The 16,700-nt window shown below is 69.6% G+C and carries 18 protein-coding genes; 7 read left to right on the top strand and 11 right to left on the bottom strand.

The features are described 5' to 3' along the window. Positions 1–285: 285 nt before the first annotated feature. Positions 286–3,069, bottom strand: a complete 2,784-nt coding sequence (locus tag ACFWV3_RS31090) for a sacsin N-terminal ATP-binding-like domain-containing protein (RefSeq protein WP_382416398.1) — start codon at positions 3,067–3,069, stop codon at positions 286–288. Then, a complete protein-coding gene (locus ACFWV3_RS31085) occupies positions 3,066–3,794 on the bottom strand; it encodes a DUF3027 domain-containing protein (protein WP_382416396.1) in 729 nt (242 codons plus the stop codon). The genes ACFWV3_RS31090 and ACFWV3_RS31085 overlap by 4 nt, the downstream gene beginning before the upstream one ends. A 58-nt stretch (positions 3,795–3,852) precedes the next feature. Between ACFWV3_RS31085 and ACFWV3_RS31080 the strand changes: the two genes are divergently transcribed. The 3 genes from ACFWV3_RS31080 to ACFWV3_RS31070 are packed head-to-tail and all read left to right on the top strand — an operon-like array spanning position 3,853 to position 6,589. Next, positions 3,853–4,605: a glutaminyl-peptide cyclotransferase gene (locus tag ACFWV3_RS31080; protein ID WP_382416394.1), complete on the top strand. Its 753-nt coding sequence runs from the start codon at positions 3,853–3,855 to the stop codon at positions 4,603–4,605. A gap of 3 nt (positions 4,606–4,608) precedes the next feature. After that, positions 4,609–6,123, top strand: coding sequence for an MFS transporter (locus ACFWV3_RS31075; protein ID WP_382416392.1), 1,515 nt, complete (start codon positions 4,609–4,611; stop codon positions 6,121–6,123). A gap of 10 nt (positions 6,124–6,133) precedes the next feature. Next, positions 6,134–6,589, top strand: coding sequence for a DUF2771 family protein (locus ACFWV3_RS31070; RefSeq protein ID WP_382416390.1), 456 nt, complete (start codon positions 6,134–6,136; stop codon positions 6,587–6,589). Positions 6,590–6,748: 159 nt separating this feature from the next. On the opposite strand, the gene ACFWV3_RS31065 is transcribed toward ACFWV3_RS31070, so the two are convergent. Together ACFWV3_RS31065 and ACFWV3_RS31060 are read right to left on the bottom strand one after the other, a co-directional pair. After that, the gene (locus ACFWV3_RS31065) at positions 6,749–7,333 is read right to left on the bottom strand and encodes an HD family hydrolase (protein ID WP_382416388.1); all 585 of its coding nucleotides are present in this window, start codon (positions 7,331–7,333) and stop codon (positions 6,749–6,751) included. Between the two features lie 577 nt (positions 7,334–7,910). Beyond that, complete coding sequence (locus ACFWV3_RS31060) at positions 7,911–8,300, bottom strand: cold-shock protein (protein ID WP_090055465.1); 390 nt, start codon at positions 8,298–8,300, stop codon at positions 7,911–7,913. Positions 8,301–8,434: 134 nt separating this feature from the next. Between ACFWV3_RS31060 and ACFWV3_RS31055 the strand changes: the two genes are divergently transcribed. Then, entirely contained in the window at positions 8,435–8,638 is a 204-nt protein-coding gene (locus tag ACFWV3_RS31055) for a hypothetical protein (RefSeq protein WP_382416385.1), read from the top strand. Here the strand turns inward: ACFWV3_RS31055 and ACFWV3_RS31050 are convergent. Beyond that, positions 8,610–9,227 (bottom strand): HAD family hydrolase, encoded by a 618-nt coding sequence (locus ACFWV3_RS31050; protein WP_382416383.1) that lies wholly within the window; start codon positions 9,225–9,227, stop codon positions 8,610–8,612. The two genes, ACFWV3_RS31055 and ACFWV3_RS31050, sit on opposite strands and share 29 nt — an antisense overlap. 52 nt (positions 9,228–9,279) lie before the next feature. On the opposite strand from ACFWV3_RS31050, the gene ACFWV3_RS31045 reads away from it, so the two are divergent. Further along, entirely contained in the window at positions 9,280–9,822 is a 543-nt protein-coding gene (locus tag ACFWV3_RS31045) for a TetR/AcrR family transcriptional regulator (RefSeq protein ID WP_382416381.1), read from the top strand. A gap of 49 nt (positions 9,823–9,871) precedes the next feature. After that, positions 9,872–11,074, top strand: a complete 1,203-nt coding sequence (locus ACFWV3_RS31040; protein WP_382416379.1) for an Nramp family divalent metal transporter — start codon at positions 9,872–9,874, stop codon at positions 11,072–11,074. On the opposite strand, the gene ACFWV3_RS31035 is transcribed toward ACFWV3_RS31040, so the two are convergent. After that, on the bottom strand, positions 11,056–12,009 hold the full coding sequence (locus ACFWV3_RS31035; protein WP_382416377.1) for a Gfo/Idh/MocA family protein: 954 nt from the start codon (positions 12,007–12,009) through the stop codon (positions 11,056–11,058). The two genes, ACFWV3_RS31040 and ACFWV3_RS31035, sit on opposite strands and share 19 nt — an antisense overlap. A 22-nt stretch (positions 12,010–12,031) precedes the next feature. Between ACFWV3_RS31035 and ACFWV3_RS31030 the strand changes: the two genes are divergently transcribed. Continuing rightward, positions 12,032–12,406: a YccF domain-containing protein gene (locus ACFWV3_RS31030; RefSeq protein WP_382416375.1), complete on the top strand. Its 375-nt coding sequence runs from the start codon at positions 12,032–12,034 to the stop codon at positions 12,404–12,406. Positions 12,407–12,413: 7 nt separating this feature from the next. On the opposite strand, the gene ACFWV3_RS31025 is transcribed toward ACFWV3_RS31030, so the two are convergent. From ACFWV3_RS31025 to ACFWV3_RS31005, 5 genes are all read right to left on the bottom strand, one after another. Beyond that, positions 12,414–12,800: a VOC family protein gene (locus ACFWV3_RS31025; RefSeq protein ID WP_382416373.1), complete on the bottom strand. Its 387-nt coding sequence runs from the start codon at positions 12,798–12,800 to the stop codon at positions 12,414–12,416. A 98-nt stretch (positions 12,801–12,898) separates the two neighbouring features. Then, the gene (locus ACFWV3_RS31020; protein WP_382416371.1) at positions 12,899–14,494 is read right to left on the bottom strand and encodes an AMP-binding protein; all 1,596 of its coding nucleotides are present in this window, start codon (positions 14,492–14,494) and stop codon (positions 12,899–12,901) included. A 14-nt stretch (positions 14,495–14,508) separates the two neighbouring features. Then, positions 14,509–15,294, bottom strand: a complete 786-nt coding sequence (locus ACFWV3_RS31015; protein WP_382416431.1) for a metallophosphoesterase family protein — start codon at positions 15,292–15,294, stop codon at positions 14,509–14,511. A gap of 53 nt (positions 15,295–15,347) precedes the next feature. Further along, the gene (locus ACFWV3_RS31010) at positions 15,348–16,139 is read right to left on the bottom strand and encodes an HAD-IIA family hydrolase (RefSeq protein ID WP_382416369.1); all 792 of its coding nucleotides are present in this window, start codon (positions 16,137–16,139) and stop codon (positions 15,348–15,350) included. Between the two features lie 4 nt (positions 16,140–16,143). After that, positions 16,144–16,590 (bottom strand): MarR family winged helix-turn-helix transcriptional regulator, encoded by a 447-nt coding sequence (locus ACFWV3_RS31005; RefSeq protein WP_382416367.1) that lies wholly within the window; start codon positions 16,588–16,590, stop codon positions 16,144–16,146. Positions 16,591–16,700: the final 110 nt, after the last annotated feature.

The following is a 16,700-nucleotide window of genomic DNA, read 5'->3' as shown; positions in this document are numbered from 1 at the left end:
CTGCACCAGGTCAGGGGTGTCAACCCGGCACGCTTTTCGCCGGGTTGACACCCCTGACCTGGTGTGGCTCGCTCTTGCCTCGGCTTGGGACGGGACCATCCCACCCGAACCGCACCACGCACGCAGCAGCAAGCCGCCGAACGCAACAGGCGTGCCATCAACCCGCTAACGGCGCTGGCCGGTCTTTGATCAGTTGGCGGGGTCCGGGGCAGAGCCCCGCGCACGAAACAGGCACCCAAAAGCCCAACCGCAACCACCCACGAAGTCGCGACAGGGAAACCCAACTCACCCCAACAAAGTCGCAGCAGACGGATCGGTGATCAAAGCAGCAAACGCATGCCGATCCCCCCACCGCCCGACAACCCAAGCCAAAGCCCGGGCCAACCCCTCAGGGGTGTCCGCAGCATGCGGCACCCCATCAGCCATCCACCACTCAACCCGCTGCCCATCAACGAACAACGACTCGTGCACCACGACAACGCCGTCAGGCAACGAAACCTCGAGCAACTCACAAGCCATCCGAACAGCCGCAAGATCGCCCCAAGACACGACCTCACCAACATGATCCGGAGACCCGGAGAACTCCTCGGAAGCCAGCGCCAGATCCAACAGGTCAGCCAGCTCCTCAGACCCGTCAGCCAGCAGGACCCGAGAAGCAGGCACCACCCCGATCAACCAGGGGTGATCCAGCACCACGACGTCATCGGCAACGGAAACCGACCCGGACAGCACCCGAACCCGCTCCGGCGGCGCGAAGTCCCCCTCAGGCAGAGCCGCGTGAGCCCGCAACACCACGGCGTCCGCGATCACCCGGTCAGCGTCCCCGAGCCGGTCCAACACGAACTCGGCATCGTCGTCGTCCAGGATCTCCAACGACGACCGGACGCCAGCAGCCCGCAGCACGTGCTCAGGCAGCTCCAGGTCCGGCACCACGTCGAACAGCCCGTCCAGCAACGAGGCCTCGGCCAGCCGGTACTCGCGCGGCGCCTTGCCGGCCAGCAGCGCGTGCCGGGCGATCCACCACCCGGTGTACCCGTCGGGCTCGGAAACGGCCCGCCAGGTCACCGGATCAGCGGCCAGCAACCGCAACGCCGCAGGCCAGTCGACGACCAGATCCAGATCCCGGACGGCGACCACCCGACGGGGCTCGTCCGGTACGGACGACCACCACGCCGACTCGTCCGCCAGGTCGTGATCAGGTCCGGACGGCTCGTCGTCGACCACCAGCGAGAACCCGTCGACCACCCCGACGGCCACCAGCGCGGCGCGCGGGTAGGTCTCGGCGATCTCCTTGGACAGCAACGGGAACGCGTCGGCCTCGACCACGCCGACCAACGGCGAGTCTGGCAGCAGCAGTTCATCGGCCCGGTGCCATTCACCGGAGGCGTCCGGCAGGGCGAGAGCGCCCAGCCAGGGCTCCTCACCGACCCGGACAGCGGCCCGGTCCACCAGTCGCAGCACCGTCTCGACGAGGTCGAGCCCGTCGAGTCCCGCCTCGGCGTCCTCCACCGACCTGGCCACGTTCTCGCGCAGCGAGGGATCGGCCAGCAGCTCGGCGGCCCCGGCTTCGACGGCCCCGAGCCGCACCAGCAACGGGTGCACGGCGTCCGGGTGCACGACCCGCAGGCCCGGCAGCGGCTCGTCGGCGATCAGCGTCGTGCGCGGGCCGGTGACGGTCCGGCCGTCGGCGAGGGGCACCGGCAGCGACTGCAGGGCCTCACGGACGTCCGGGTCCACCTCGGCCAGCGGCGCGAAGGCGGCGTAGACGTCGTGCCACCACCCGGGATCGCCGGAGACCTCGGCGAGCGCGGCGACGACCTCGGCGGTCGACACCCGCGGGACTTCCAGCGCTGCCAACGCCTTGGCGTGCACCGGCGCGGACAGCTCGGCGTCCAGCAGGCCGGGCAGCGCGTCCTCGACGAGCTCGACGAGCTCCTCGGACCCGACGTCGAGCACCCGAGCACGGGCAGGAGCGATCCACTCGCCGGAAGCCAGCGGCAGCCACTCGGCGGACCGCAGCGACCGCAGCACCGCGGTGCGCAGTCGATCGTCCACTTCGGACAGCGGGAAGCCGGGCAGCGGCACCAGGGCGGTCCGCTCGACGGCGGGAACCCGCGCCACCAGGGCCGGATAGGCGGCCGCGGCGGCGTCCAGCACGGACCAGGCGGCCGGGCCGGGGAGGATGCGTCGGCGGGAGGGCTCGACCGGCACGGTGGCGATCAGCCGGGCCGGCAGCGACAGGCGCTCGTCGGTCGGGGTCGGCGCGTGCAGCACGTCCTCGCCCAGCTCCTCGTCGAGCGGGTAGGCCCACGAGACGGTCCACTGAGGACGGTGCTCGACGCCCTGGACCAGCTCGGCGGGCAGCTCGCCCACCGTGCGCTCGACCAGCCAGCGCGACGATCCGACGGTGACGACGCCGTCGGCGGTGACGAAGCGCTCGAACGACTGCGAGCCGACCTCGACGCGGCGCAGGCCGGGCAGCGCCAGCAGCAGGTCGGGGACCTCGTCGGCCAGGTCGGACAGCGACAGGTCGACCTTCAGCGGCAGCCGGACCTCGGTCGCGAACCCGGAGGGCACCTCCTCGTCGCAGGGCCAGACGAGCCGCAGCACCGGCACGTCGCCGCCGCGTTCGGACGCCAGCTCCGGCACCTCGGCGCGCGTGCGGGCGGCGGAGAACTCCACCCCGCCCGACTCCGAGATCACCCGTGGCGCGTCCGACACGGCCAGCACGGCCGCGAACCCGACGCCGAACTGCCCGACACCGGACTCCTTCGAGGACGCCCGCAGCGAGGCGAGCGCCGCGACGCCGGCGGAGGTCAGCGGGGCGCCCGTGTTGGCCGCGCGCAGCTCGCCGTCGACCAGGGTGATCCGCAGCACGCCGGGCTCGGCACCGGCCGCCTCGGCGGCGTCGGAGGCGTTCTGCGCGAGCTCGACCAGCAGCCGGTCCCGGTAGCCGCCGAGCCGCAGGTCCTCCTCGGCGTTCGCGTCCTCGCGGAAGCGAGTGGGCGAACCGCGCCAGGCGTCGAGGACCGAGGTGCGCAGGGCCTCGGTGCCGAACGGGTCGGTCACTCCGAGACGTCCAGCTGCGCGTCGTCGTAGACCAGGTCGGCGACGGGCACCATCGGGCTGATGTCCACCTCGACCTGCGAGTGCGCGCCGCAGCCGTACTCGACGTGCACGACGTGGCCGTCGGCGGGCGCGATCTCGTTCGCGCACACGCCGAACGCCGCGCCGAACGCGCCGGCGACGCGGGTGTAGAAGCCGCACGTGCCGCAGTGCGCGGGGGCGCTGCGGGCCATGTCGGAGCGGGGGCCGAAGTCGGAGGTCGCCCAGCGGTCCGCGGCGTCGAGGCGGCCCTCGCGGGACAGGACGCGGGTGCGGCCGAGGCCGATCTCCAACGCCACCTCCTCGACCGCCGGGTCGTCGGACTGCACGTAGGCCTCGACCAGGCGCGGGTCGTCCTCGCGGGGCGGCATCAGGTCGCCGACGCCGAGGTCGCCGGCGCGGACGCGTTCGCTCCACGGCACCCACTCGGGCGCGACGAGCGCGTCCTGACCGGGCAGCAGCACGACCTCGCTGACCGACACCGGGGTGCCCTCGCCCGCGTGGGCGACGGTCACGGCCCAGTTCCAGCCGCGGTAGCCCGCGTGCTCGGCCTCGAACAGGTGGGTGACGGAGTACTCGTCCTCGCCGTGCACCCCGACGTGAGCGCCGACGCGTTCCACGCCCGCCTCCTCCTGCGCTGCTGCGCGGGCGAGGTCAACGGCGTCGAGGAGCATCTCTGTCGCGGTCACGCGATGAATTGTGCCGCAGGACTTCGCCGGGACGAAAACTCGTGCCACCCTCGGTCGGGTGCGCTCACCCGTCTGGCTGGTCCTCGTCGCGGTCCTGGCCGCGTGTTCGACCCAGCAGGAAACAAAACCGCAGGTAGAAGTCCTGCAAAAGATCCCGCACGATGCAACCGCGTTCACTCAGGGGTTGGAACTCGTCGACGGCGTCCTCTACGAGGGCACCGGCCTCGAGGGCCAGTCGACGATGCGCGCGGTCGACCCGTCGAACGGAACCGTGCAGAAGAAGGTCGACCTGCCCCCCGACTTCTTCGGCGAGGGCATCACCGTCGTGGGCGACACCATCTGGCAGATCACCTGGCGCAACGGCGTGGCGATCGAACGGGACCGCAAGACCCTGAACGAGCTCCGCCGGGTCAGCTACCAGGGCGAGGGCTGGGGCATCTGCGACGACGGCAAGCGGCTGATCATGAGCGACGGCACCGCGAAGCTCACCTTCCGCGACCCCAAGACGTTCCAGGAGACCGGAAGCGTGCAGGTCACGCGCGGTGGGCAGCCCCTGACCGAGCTCAACGAGCTGGAGTGCGTCGGCGGCAAGGTCTGGTCGAACGTGTGGAAGACGGACGAGATCGTCCGCATCGACCCGGCCAGCGGTCAGGTGACGAGCACCTACGACCTCTCGTCGCTCAAGCCGTCGGGCGACGTGGACGTGCTCAACGGCATCGCCCACGTCCCCGGGACCGACGAGTTCCTGGTCACAGGCAAGAACTGGCCGACCGTCTTCCGAGTGAGGTTCAACGGGATGGGGCAGGATTGACGTGTGACGGGCGACCGCGGGTGGAGTGACGAACCGACTCCGAAGCGCTACCCGTGGCAGGACGACGAGTACCGGCCGCGGGAGCGTCGCGGAACGCCGTCCGAGCACGGTTTCCAAGCTCCTCCCCAACGCCCGCAGAACACGCGTCCGCTGCCGAACTCCGACCAGCAGACGACACCGACGCCGAAGCCGCCGCGCAAGCTCACGGTGACGCGCGTGGCGTGGTTCCGCAGCAAGCAGATCTCGCAGCAGGCGGTCGCGGCGTTCCGGCGCGCGGCCCGCGCCGACGGTGCCGGGAAGTCCGGCATGACGTCGGTCACCTACGCGGTGATGATGAACTACGCCGCCGACGCCGCGATGGCCGTGGCGCTGGCGAACACGCTGTTCTTCTCGGCCGCGTCCGCCGAGTCCAAGACCAAGGTCGCGCTCTACCTGCTCATCACGGTGGCGCCGTTCGCGTTGATCGCGCCGGTGATCGGCCCGCTGCTGGACAAGATCCAGCGCGGCCGGCGGCTCGCCCTCGCCGCGTCGTGCGTGCTGCGGGTCGTGCTGTCGGTCGTGATGGCGCTGAACTTCGACAACTGGCTGCTGTACCCGGCGGCGCTGGGCAGCATGGTGCTGTCCAAGTCGTTCACCGTGCTCAAGTCCGCGATCACCCCGCGCGTGCTGCCGCCGGAGATCACGCTGTCCAAGACCAACGCCCGCATGACCGTCTTCGGACTGGCGGCGGGCGGCGTGTTCGGTGCGCTGGCCGCGGGGTTCGCGAACATCTTCGGCTCGCCGGGCGCGTTGTGGTTCACCGCGGTGCTGTGCCTGGTGAACGCGTGGTTCTGCATGAAGATCCCGTCCTGGGTCGAGGTGACCGAGGGCGAGGTCCCGGCGACGCTGACGACCAAGCCCGCCAAGCAACGCGTCTCCCGGCACGTCACCGTCTCGTTGTGGGGCAACGGTTCCATCCGGATGCTGACGGGCTTCCTCACGCTGTTCGCCGCGTTCGTGGTCCGCGAGCAGACCGAGGGCGACGCGGTGCGGCAGCTGCTGCTGCTCGGCGTGATCGCGGGCGCGGCGGGCGTCGGCAGCTTCCTGGGCAACGCGATCGGGGCGCGCCAGCAGTTCGGCAAGCCCGACGAGGTGGTGCTGGCCTGCGTCGGCACGGCGCTGGCCGCGACGATCGTGGCCGCCGCACTGCCGGGCCTGGTCACCGCCGCGGTCGTCGGCCTGCTGGGCGCCACGGCGTCGTCGCTGGCGAAGATCAGCCTGGACGCGGTGATCCAGGACGACCTGCCGGAGGAGTCGCGCGCGTCGGCGTTCGGCCGTTCCGAGACGATCCTGCAGCTCGCGTGGGTCTTCGGCGGCGCGCTGGGCGTGCTGCTGCCCGCAACGTTCTGGGTCGGCTTCCTGGTGCTGGCCGTGCTGCTCGCCCTCGGCCTGGCGCAGACGTGGGTGTACCGCAACGGTTCGTCGTTGCACCTGCTCGTGGCCCGACTCGTCCGCAGGCCGGCTCCGGCCACCCCGTAGGCTGCCTGACGTGCGTCGACTTGCTGCTCTGACCGCCGCCAGCGCTCTCGTGCTGACGGGCTGCTCGCTGCCCCGCCACTACCCCGAGGTCACGTTCCACGCGAACGGCAAGACGATCCGGGTCGAGCCGGCGGTCTACTGCGACCTCGGCGGCGACAACTGCGCCGAGCAGACCAAGCCCGCGCAGCTGCGCGTCCCCGCGGGCAAGGTCGTGCAGATCTCGGTCGACGGCCAGCTCGCCGACGGCCTGTGGGAGGCCGTGTTCCTCTACCGCGACGCGGCGGGCCAGGAGCAGACCACGGGCACCGGCCTGCTGGGCAAGGGCGAGAACTTCACCTACACGCTCTCCCTGCCGAACAAGACCGACCAGCTGCTGGGCATCGAGATCCACGAGGCGGCCGCCGCGGTGCTCGAGACGGGCCAGCCGCTGCTGCGCGGCTTCTGGGCCGTCGAGGTCACCGGCTAGTGGTGTGGCTCGGAACGTTGCCGGGGGAATTCGCGGTCAGACGGGCGCATCGTGGTGCCGCCCCCACATCCTCGTACTGGTGGTACGGGGGTGTGGGGGCGGTGCCGCGAGGTGCCCTGCTGAGCGTGGATTACGTCGCCAACGTTCCGAGACGCGCCACTAGCGCCTCCCGAACGCCTCCCACCACTCACTCGGGGCGATCCTGAGCGCGCTGTCCATCAGCGCCTTGCCGGTGTCGGTGACGACCGAGGCCTGCATGGTCTGGACGAAGCGTTCCATCTTGGAGATTCCCGCGGCCTGGTACTCCCTGGCCTGCAGGAGCAGCTCGAGCTTGTCGGCGTCCCTCGAACACCGCGCCTCCGGCGTGTGGTCGATGTCCTTGGCCGCCTCGTGCTCGGCGACCAGCGCCTCGATGTGCGCGGCGAGCGGTGGCGGCAGGTGCCGGACCTGCTCCCTGGCAACGTCTTCCGGCGGCATCTTCACGTCGAGGTAGAGCTTGCCGACGTATGGGATGTCGCCGATGCGCGCCTCGGGCACGTCGTGGAAGAGGCCCAGTGTCGCGGCGCGGTCGGGGTTCGCGCCCTCCTGCACGGCGATCGCGTACGCCAGCACGCCGACCCGGAACGAGTGGGCGGCCACCGTCTCGGGGTGCTGCACCCCGGCGAAGAGCCATCCCGCCCTGGGCAGGCGCTTGAGCTGGCCGACCTCGTAGACGAACTCGACGATCCTGTCAGCGTCGGACATGGGGTCAGCTTGCCGGAGATCGACGGGGTTGGTGGCGTGTCGGTCGGGCGTGGGTGGCGTGTCGGTCGGGCGTGGGTGGCGGCTGGGGGTGCGTTGGGCATGGGTTGCCGGGCGCGCGTTGGGGGTTCTGGGGTGAGCGCACACATCGGCTGCACACCGCGCCTCACACACACGGCCGCCTCACGGGTTCTGCACGCGGGATGCCTCGCATGGCCGCCTCATGGGCGATTGCACGCGGACGCCTCACACGAAGAAGGCCTCTCAGGGGCGAGTCCGTGGGACGCGTCCTCACACACACGAACGCCCCTCGGGGCCGCGCGCGCCACCTCACACACGAACGCTCGCCAGGCCGTGCGCCACCTAACACACACGAACGCTCGTCAGGCCGTGCGCCGCCTCACACACACGGTCGCCCATGGGGCGTGCCGGATTGTCAGAATTTCTTGCCTGGCGTGGAATCGTCGTTCGGGCGCCGACACACGCTCACTGACCTCCGCGCGTCACCTCACACACACGAACGCCCCTCGGGCCGTGCGCGCCACATCCAACACACGCAGCCCAAAGGCGACAAAAACCTTTACGGGTCGAGGTCCCGAGCAACCGCCCGAACCACCTCGGCGATCAGCTTCATGTTCTTCTTGTCCGACGGGTACCGGCCGCGGCGCAGATCGGGCTGGACCTTGTTCTCCAGCAGCTTGATCATGTCCTCGATCAGGCCGTGCAGCTCCTCGGCGGGACGGCGGCGGGCCTCGGCGACGGACGGTGCGGGGTCGACCAGGCGCACGGACAGCGCCTGCGGTCCGCGGCGGCCCTCCGCCATGCCGAACTCGATGCGCTGGCCGGCCTTCAGACCGGTGACGCCAGGGGGCAGCGCGGACTTGCGGACGTAGACGTCCTCGCCACCGTCCTGGGTGACGAAGCCGAAGCCCTTCTCCGTGTCGTACCACTTGACCTTGCCGGTCGGCACCGCGCTCACCATTCCCTTGCGTCTGCACAACGAACGCGCCCGGGGCGTACCCAGGACGCGTCCCACCAGAGTAGCCAGAAGAGCAGGCGGAGGGCACCTCCGTTAGCGCGACCAGCGGGCTCTACCCTGGGGTCATGACCGCTCCGAAGCTGTTGCCGCTGGCCGTGGGCCTGTTCGCCGTGGGCGTGCTGGCGATCGTCGCGGTCTTCGTGCTGTTCGCCACCGGCCACAGCGATCTGCCCGTGTGGCTGAACGTCGCCGCCACCTACCTGCCGGCCGTCGGGCTGGGGCTCGGGATCGTCGCGGTGGTCAGGAACGCGCGGCGGAAGAAGTCCTGAGCCAGTCCGGGAACTCGCGCAGGTCCTCCAGCACGACGGCCGCGCCGGCCTCGACCAGTTCCGCGCGGGAGCAGGGGCCGGTGACGACGCCGACGCCCAGAGCGCCTGCCGCTGCCGCGCCGTGCATGTCGCCGACGTGGTCGCCGACGTAGATCGCGGCGCCGTGCAGTTTCAGCGACTCCGCCTTGCCCGTCGACCACAGCTCGCCGTACAGGTGGTCGACCTCCCAGCCGAGGGCTTCGAGGTGCAGCGCGGCGTTCTTGCGGTACTTGCCCGTCACGACCATGGTCTGGCCGCCGAGCTCGCGCACGCACTGCAACGCCATGGCGGCGCCGGGGAGTGCGACCGTCGCGGGGATCACGACGTCCGGGTAGAGGGCGCGGAAGAGCGTGATCATCTCCGGGATCTCGTCCTCGGGGACGCCCATGTCGCGGTAGGTCATGTCGAGGGGCGGGCCGAGGTTGGCCGCGAAGTGCTCGCCGTCGAGGTCGTGCCCGGTGCGCCTGCCGACCTCGGTCAGCACCGCGGCCATGCCGGGTCTGGGGTCGATCAGGGTCATGTCCAGGTCAAAGCCAACGGTGAACGGCACGGAACCCGACTCTACGTCTTTACAGGAAATATAATTGTGTAAAGCTAACTGAGTGAGCGACATCACTGAGCTCTTGGTGGAGGCGGCAGCCGACCTCCTCGCCGCTCGTGGGTTCCACGGGTTGCGGATGATCGAGGTCGCCAGCCGCGCAGGAGTCAGCAGACAGACCGTCTACAACGAGTTCGGCAACAAGGAGGGACTCGTGCAGGCCGTCGCGGCCCACAAGACGGAGGAGTACCTCTCCGGCATCGCGACACGGCTCAAGGAGGACCCCGACCCGTGGGAGGCGATGCGGTCGGCGTTCCGCTTCACCTTCGAGCAGACGGAGAAGGACCGGCTGGTGTCGGCCGTGCTGACCGGGCAGGACGCGGAGGACCTGCTGCCGTTCATCACGATCCGCGGCCACCCGATCCTGTTCCACGCGACCGAGGTGGTCGAGCGGCACCTCAGCGACCACTTCCCCGGCAGGCACCTGCGGCTCACCGCCGAGACGACGGTACGGCTCGCGCTGAGCCACCTGCTGATGCCGAGCGGCGACCTGGACGGTGCCATGGACGCCGTCGTCCGAGTCGCGAAAGCCACACTGGAGGCATGATCGCCCGCTTGTTGCCATAAGGTGGCAGCAAGGGTGGAGGTGTCCGAGGGTGGTCGCGGTCGGAACGCGCTTTCGAGCGGGTGCGGCGTTGCTCGGTCCGGCGTTCGTCGCCGCGATCGCGTACGTCGACCCCGGCAACGTGGCCACCAACACCGCGGCGGGCGCGACGTACGGGTACCTGCTGGTCTGGGTGCTCGTCGTCGCGAACGTCATGGCGGGGCTCGTGCAGTACCTGTCGGCGAAGCTCGGGCTGGTCACCGGGAAGTCGTTGCCGGAGGCCGTGCGCGACCACCTGCCCCGGCCGGTGCGGCTCGCGTACTGGGGACAGGCCGAGGTCGTCGCGATGGCGACCGACCTGGCCGAGGTGCTCGGCGGGGCGATCGCGCTGTCGATCCTGTTCGACCTGCCACTGCTGCTCGGTGGTGTGATCACCGGTGTCGTGTCGACGATCTTGTTGCTGGTGCAGGACAAACGCGGGCAGCGGCCGTTCGAGCGCGTGATCACCACGATGCTGCTCGTGATCGCCGTCGGGTTCGTGGCGGGGCTTTTCGTTGCGCCACCGTCGGTTCCGGCCGCGGTGGGAGGGCTCGTGCCGCGGTTCGACGGTGCGGACAGCGTGCTGCTGGCGGCGGGCATGCTCGGCGCGACCGTCATGCCGCACGCCGTCTACCTGCACTCGGCGCTGGCCCGCGACCGCCACGGCCGCGACCCGTCGGTGCTCGGCGCGACGAAGGTCGACGTCGTCGTCGCGATGGTGCTGGCGGGCGCCGTGAACCTGGCGATGCTGCTGCTCGCCGCGTCCTCGTTGCAGGGCAAGGAGAACGTCGACACGCTCGAAGGCGCGCACGCGGCGGTCTCGGCTCAGCTCGGCGGCGGGATCGCGCTGCTGTTCGCGCTCGGCCTGCTGGCTTCCGGCTTCGCGTCCACGGCGGTGGGCTGCTACGCCGGCGCGGTGGTGATGGACGGCCTGCTGCGGGTGCGGGTTCCGTTGCTGCTGCGGCGACTCGTCACGCTGGTCCCGGCACTGGTGGTCCTGGCGTTCGGGGTCGACCCGACGTTCGCGTTGGTGCTGTCGCAGGTCGTGCTGTCGTTCGGCATCCCGTTCGCGCTGGTGCCGTTGGTGTGGCTGACGGCGCGCCGGTCCGTGATGGGCTCGTTCACGAACCGGCGTCCGGTGACCGCCGCCGCTTGGGTCGTCGCCTTCGCGGTGGTGGTGCTGAACGTGGCGCTGATCTACCTGACGGTGTCGTAGGAGACGCCGAGCTGACCGAGGACCTCCTCCATGGTCCGCATGATCTCCACCGTCGCGGACCACGGCATGTCCGTGTGCTGGAGACCGCCCTGGCCGACCCAGATCTCGACCTCGTGGATCTGGTGGCGGTACCCCATGTCCTCGGTCGTGTGCTCGACCCCGTTGATGACCGCCCTCGTCGCGTTGTACATCTGGTCGGGGATCTGGATCGACCCCTCGGTGCCGATGATCTCCGCGCCGGACCCGAGGTCGGCGAGCAGCGAGCAGCTCAGCAACGCCTGCGCGCCGTTCTCGTAGCCGAGCAGGATCCCGGCGTCGGCGTCCACTTCGGACGGAGCGAGGCTGCCGTGCGCGGCGATGTGCGTGGGCGGCCCGAGAACCTGGTGCGCGAACGCGATCGGATACACGCCGAGGTCGAGCACCGACCCGCCACCCGTCTCCCGGTCCCACAACCGGTCACCCGTCCTGAAGGCGTGCCGGAAGCCGAAGTGCGCCCGAACGGTCCGCACCTCGCCGATCTCCCCGTCGCGCACGGCCTGGTGGACCTTGCGGATCAACGGGTTGAACCGCGTCCACATGGCCTCCATCAGGAACCTCTTGCGGACGGCGGCGCGCTCCACCATCTCCTCGGCCTGCGCGACCGAGAGCCCGATGGGCTTCTCGCACAGCACGTGCTTGCCTGCGTCGAGCGCGGCGAGCGTGACCTCGTGGTGCTGGGCGTGCGGGGTGGCCACGTAGACGATCTCGACGTCCTCGTCCCGCAGCAGCTCGCGGTAGTCGCCGTACGCGCGCTTGATGCCGAACCTGTCGGCAAACGCTTGCGCCTTCGTGACGTCACGCGACGACACCGCGAGCACCTCGACGTCGGGCACCTTGAGCATGTCGGCGGTCACGGTCTGCGCGATACCGCCGGTAGCGATCACACCCCACTTCATGAGATCAGCTTAGATTGGACGTATGCGCCTCCTCCTGAACGTGATCTGGCTGGTGCTCGCCGGGTTCTGGATGGCCGTCGGCTACGCGGTCGCCGGTCTGATCTGCTGCATCCTGATCATCACGATCCCGTGGGGCATCGCGTCGTTCCGCATCGCCAACTACGCGCTCTGGCCGTTCGGCCGCGAGGTCGTCGACAAGCCGGGCGCGGGCACCGGGTCGTTGCTCGGCAACGTGATCTGGATCATCGTCGCCGGGCTGTGGCTCGCGATCGGGCACGTCCTCACGGGCATCGCGTTGTGCGTGACGATCATCGGCATCCCGCTGGGCGTCGCCAACTTCAAGCTGGTGAAGGTCTCGCTGGTGCCGCTGGGCAAGGAGATCGTCGACCTGCCCTAGAACCGTCCTAGGGCTCGACCGGCTCGTGCAGGCAGAGGATGTTGCCCTCGGAGTCGGTGAACCACGCCGCGCTTTCGGTGCCCATGACCGCGATGTGGTTCACCGTCTTGAAGTCGGGCATGTCGTAGTCCTCGAAGCGCACGCCGCGGTCCTCGAGCTCGCGGATCTCGCCCTCGAGGTCGGGCACCTCGAAGCTCAGGACGGTGTGCCCGGTCTGCGCGCCCTTCTCCGCGGGCATCAGGCCGAGCGCGTCGCCCTGGCCCAGCGCGAAGATCCGCGTGCCGTCCGGGCCCGTGCTGAGCGGCTTCAGGCCGAGCATGTCCGCGTAGAAGCGGCCGGCGCGGTCGGGGTCCTCGACGGGCAGCATGGTGGTGGTCCTGGTGGCGGTGAGCATGAGCGCCTCCTAACACGAGAATCCACTGATGCTGCGCTCGTGAAAGCCCGCTCACCAGGGTCTTTGCGCCTCATCACCCCGTAGTCCCGCGACCACGCTCAGGCGTGCCGGACCCCGTCGTCGAGGCCGAGCAGCTCCACCGACGCCGCCCGCATCTCCACCTTGCGGATCTTGCCGGTGACCGTCATCGGGAACTCCTCGACGACGTGCACGTACCGCGGGATCTTGTAGTGGGCGAGCTTGCCGGAGCAGAACTCCCGCACGGCCTCCGCGGTCAACGGCGAGGCGCCCTCGCGCATCCGCACCCACGCCATCAACTCCTCGCCGTAGCGGGCGTCCGGTACGCCGATCACCTGCGCGTCGAGCACGTCCGGATGCGTGTAGAGAAACTCCTCGATCTCGCGCGGATAGATGTTCTCGCCGCCGCGGATCACCATGTCCTTGATGCGGCCGGTGATGTTCACGTAGTCGTCGTCACCCATCACCGCGAGGTCGCCGGTGTGCATCCAACCCGCGCGATCCACCGCCTCGGCCGTCTTCTCCGGCTCGTTCCAGTAGCCGAGCATGACCGAGTAGCCGCGGGTGCAGAGCTCACCCGGCTCGCCGCGCGGGACCGTGAGGCCGGTCTCCGGGTCGACGATCTTCACCTCGAGGTGCGGGCCGACGCGGCCGACCGTGCCGACGCGACGGTCGAGCGAGTCGTCGACGCGGGTCTGCGTCGACACCGGGGAGGTCTCGGTCATGCCGTAGCAGATCGAGACCTCGCTCATGCCCATCCGCTCGACGACCTGCTTCATCACCTCGACCGGGCACGGCGAGCCCGCCATGATGCCCGTGCGCAACGACGACAGGTCGTAGCCGTCGACCAGGTCGAGCATCGCGATGAACATCGTCGGCACGCCGTACAACGACGTGCAGCGCTCTTCCTGAACCGCCGCAAGGGTTTTCGCCGGGTCGAACGCCGGCGCTGGGATCACGATGCACGCGCCGTGACTGGTGGCCGCGAGGTTGCCCATGACCATGCCGAAGCAGTGGTAGAACGGCGGCACCACGCAGATGCGGTCCTCCTCGGTGTAGCTGATCAGCTCGCCGACGAAGTAGCCGTTGTTGAGGATGTTGTGGTGCGAGAGCGTCGCGCCCTTGGGGAAGCCCGTGGTGCCGGACGTGTACTGGATGTTGATCGGGTCGTCGCGGTCCAGCTCGACCTCGGGCAGCTCGTCGCCGGTCCACCGCGGGTCGTCGACGTAGACGACGTTCCTCAGCTCCGCGCAGCGCGGCCGGACCTCCTCGATCATGCCCGCGTAGTCCGAGGTCTTGAACGAGCGCGCGGACACCAGCGTGTGGATGCCGGCCTGGTTCAGCACGTACTCCAGCTCGTGCACGCGGTACGCCGGGTTGACGTTGACCAGGATCGCGCCGATCCGGGCCGTCGCGTACTGCACGAACACCCACTCCGCGCAGTTCGGCGCCCAGATCCCGACCCGGTCGCCCTTGCGCACGCCGAGCGAGTGCAGCCCTGCCGCGGCCCTGTCGACCTCCGCCGACAGCTCGGCGTAGGTCCACCGGCGGCCGGTGGCCTTGTCGACGAGCGCGTCGCGGTCGCCGAAGCGCGCGACGGTCGCCGCGAAGTTCGCGTGGATCGTGTCGCCTAGCAGCGGGGCGGCGGAGGTGCCCGAGGAGTAGCTGGCGGTCATCCCCCAGACGGTAGTCAGGCTCCGGCGTAAGGCAAGGGCACGACCAGGCACGGACCGCCGCTGTAGAGGCCCGCGTCGATCGCCAGGACCTTGTCGTCGGCGTAGACGAGGGGCCCGTCGATCTGGTCCGGCGGCACCCCGAGCTGGTCGGCGATGACGCTGTGGCCGTGCACGATCGTGGTGCCGCCGAGGGTCGCGAGCAGCTCGTCCGCGATTTCCGGGCCCTGCGGACCGCGGAACGCGTAGCGCGTCGTCATCTTGCGCCAGCACTCCCACCAGTCGACCAGGTCGTCGCCCTTGAGCACCTGGCCGACGGCCTCGTTGACCTCCTCGATCGAGGACCCCCATTCGAGGTAGGCCACCGTGTCGGAGTGCATCATCAGGTGGTCGTCGCGCAGCTTGAGCACCGGCCGCGTCGTCAGCCACTCGACGTGGGCGTCGGTCAGCCGGTCCTGGTCGCTGCGCAGCCCGCCGTTGAGCAGCCAGCTGCGCGCGAACGACCGCGGGCCGAGGCTGTCCGGCACCTGCTCGTCGCCGAACCGGTACATGCCGAGCAGCAGCACCTCGTGGTTGCCGATCAACGAGTTGGCCGAGCCGCCGGCCTCGGCGGCCTCCTCGCCGAGCCGCATGACCAAATCGATCACACCGACGCCGTCGGGGCCGCGGTCGACGAAGTCGCCGAGGAACCACAGCTCGGCCTCGCCGCCCGTCCAGTGCCCGTCCTCGTCGCACAGCTCGACGGCGTGCAGTGCTCTGGTCAGCTCAGCGAGATGTCCGTGCACGTCACCTACGACGTACATCGGGCGTCGATCCGTGTCCACCTCCGCGACGATAGGTGATAAGCCCTCTCGCGTCAGTGGTCAGTCCAGTCGCCGAACGGGTCCTGAGAGTGACCGACGAGCTCGGCGATCGACTTGAGCACCTTCGTCGGGCGGTACGGGTACATCTCGGCGTGCTCGGAGGTGAAGATCCCGGAGAGCACGAGGATGGTCGACAGACCCGCTTCCAGGCCCGACCGCACGTCGGTGTCCATCCGGTCGCCGATCATGAGAGCGTTCTCGGAGTGCGAGCCCAGCGCGCGCAGGGCCGACCTCATCATCAACGGGTTCGGCTTGCCGACGTAGTAGGGCTCACGGCCGGTGGCGCGCTCGATCAACGCCGCCACGGCGCCCGTCGCGGGCAGCGAGCCCTCGCGGGACGGACCGGTGGCGTCGGGGTTGGTCGCGATGAACTTCGCGCCCTCCTCGACCAGGCGGATGGCCTTGGTGATCGCGGTGAAGCTGTAGGTGCGGGTCTCGCCGAGCACCACGTAGTCCGGGTCGCGGTCGGTCAGCACGTAACCGATCTCGTGCAGCGCCGTCGTCAGGCCCGCCTCGCCGATCACGAACGCCGAGCCGTTCGGACGCTGCGAGTCGAGGAACTTCGCCGTGGCCAGGGCGGACGTCCAGATCGACGACTCGGGGATGTCCAGGCCGGTGCGCTGCAGGCGGGCCCGCAGGTCGCGTGGCGTGTAGATGGAGTTGTTCGTGAGCACGAGGAACGGCGTCTCGGACGCACGCAGCTCCGCGACGAACTCGTCCGCACCCGGGATCAGGTGCTCCTCGTGCACGAGGACGCCGTCCATGTCCATCAAGTAGTGCCACATGGGCCTAAGTATCGATCACGCGCTTGCGAAACGTCTCGGTCTGGAGCTTGAGATAACGCTCGATCACCCGCAGCTCGTCCTCGTCGAACTGGTCGAGCACCTCGATCATGCTCTGCCGCGCCACCTCGAAGGTCGCGCCGAACTTCTCCACGTCCCCCACCGTGACCTCGACCAACACCTTGCGGCGGTCGTGCGGGTCGCGGACACGGCGGACATAACCGGCGCGTTCCAGCCGGTCGATCACGCCCGTGACGGCGCCGGTCGAGAGGCCGGAGAGCTCGGCGATCCGGCCGGCGGTGACCGGTCCGTCCGCCCGCATGGCGAGATCGAGGCACTTCTCGTCGGTCGCGGACAGCCCCATCTGCGCGGCCACCCTCGCGTGGAACATGACGGTGAGCGCGCTCTGCTCCCGCATGTACCAGGTGAACCTCTCCAGGGCATCAGGTTCCATGCGGGACATCTTAGCCAGTAAGACAATTCCTCGTGACAGTGCTCCAAACGGGCGGAACGTGAGAAACCTCGTTCTTGGAGGCATCTACAAGGTGTTGTTCATTAAGCTAA

Origin of the sequence: Lentzea sp. NPDC059081 (genome assembly GCF_042738015.1) — a bacterium.
In the GTDB taxonomy this organism is placed as follows: Bacteria; Actinomycetota; Actinomycetes; order Mycobacteriales; family Pseudonocardiaceae; genus Lentzea.
Note: the sequence above shows the minus strand (reverse complement) of the source record. Positions and strands in the feature narration are given on the sequence as shown.

Coding starts and splice junctions, on each gene's coding strand:
- ACFWV3_RS31015 (WP_382416431.1), bottom strand. CDS start 15,294: ATGTACGTCGTAGGTGACGTGCACGGACATCTCGCTGAGCTGACCAGA.
- ACFWV3_RS31065 (WP_382416388.1), bottom strand. CDS start 7,333: ATGTCCGACGCTGACAGGATCGTCGAGTTCGTCTACGAGGTCGGCCAG.
- ACFWV3_RS31025 (WP_382416373.1), bottom strand. CDS start 12,800: ATGCTCACCGCCACCAGGACCACCACCATGCTGCCCGTCGAGGACCCC.
- ACFWV3_RS31020 (WP_382416371.1), bottom strand. CDS start 14,494: ATGACCGCCAGCTACTCCTCGGGCACCTCCGCCGCCCCGCTGCTAGGC.
- ACFWV3_RS31010 (WP_382416369.1), bottom strand. CDS start 16,139: ATGTGGCACTACTTGATGGACATGGACGGCGTCCTCGTGCACGAGGAG.
- ACFWV3_RS31055 (WP_382416385.1), top strand. CDS start 8,435: ATGACCGCTCCGAAGCTGTTGCCGCTGGCCGTGGGCCTGTTCGCCGTG.
- ACFWV3_RS31005 (WP_382416367.1), bottom strand. CDS start 16,590: ATGGAACCTGATGCCCTGGAGAGGTTCACCTGGTACATGCGGGAGCAG.
- ACFWV3_RS31030 (WP_382416375.1), top strand. CDS start 12,032: ATGCGCCTCCTCCTGAACGTGATCTGGCTGGTGCTCGCCGGGTTCTGG.
- ACFWV3_RS31035 (WP_382416377.1), bottom strand. CDS start 12,009: ATGAAGTGGGGTGTGATCGCTACCGGCGGTATCGCGCAGACCGTGACC.